At 59.7% G+C, this 719-nt stretch carries 1 pseudogene; it reads left to right on the plus strand.

Annotated features, from left to right (window positions below):
• A pseudogene (locus tag AC3ZU9_RS31495) lies at positions 1–719 on the plus strand (type IV secretion protein Rhs); the annotation flags it as partial.

Below are 719 nucleotides of genomic sequence, written 5' to 3' on the forward strand. Positions count from 1 at the left end.
GAAGCGGCGATCTACTTGGGGTCGTTGCCTGATGAACTGGTGCTGGCGCAGGCGTCACGGTTCTACCACTTTCGCGACGGGGCGCTGACGGCGATCAGCGATGCGTATGACAACCGGTTGCGCATTTCCCGCAATTATCTGGGGCAGATTGAACGGCTGGATAACAGTGTCGGGCGTTCGTTGTTTTTGCGTTATGCGTCGGGGCGGATCGTGGCGGTGGATTATCAGATCCAGCGGGCCACGGGTCTTGAGCCTTTCGTCTGGGTGACGGAACAGAACGTTGTTTCCTACGCGTATGACGGTGCTGGGCGACTGGTTTCTGCGACTAATGCTGTCGGTGAACGCGAGGTTTATCGGTACGACGAACAGCACGTCATTCTTGAGCGTGGTTTGGCCGGTGGGGCGAGCTTCTTTTGGGAGTGGGAACGGGCTGGTAAGGCGGCGCGTTGTGTGCGGCATTGGGCCAGTTTCTCGCAGATGGACACGCGGTATGCCTGGGATGACAACGGGCAGGTCACGGTGTTTAACGCCGATGGCAGCCAGGAAGTCTACGTGCATGACCAGCGGGCGCGGCTGGTGCAGCGGGTGGATCCGGACGGTGCCGAGCACTTTAAATCTTACGATGAAAAAGGCCGGTTGACGGTTGAGCAGGACCCGCTGGGAGCGGTGACGGCGTATCAGTACGACGAAGCCGGACGCTTGGTGGCGTTGTTTCCGGG

It is taken from the genome of Pseudomonas sp. A39 (genome assembly GCF_058145955.1).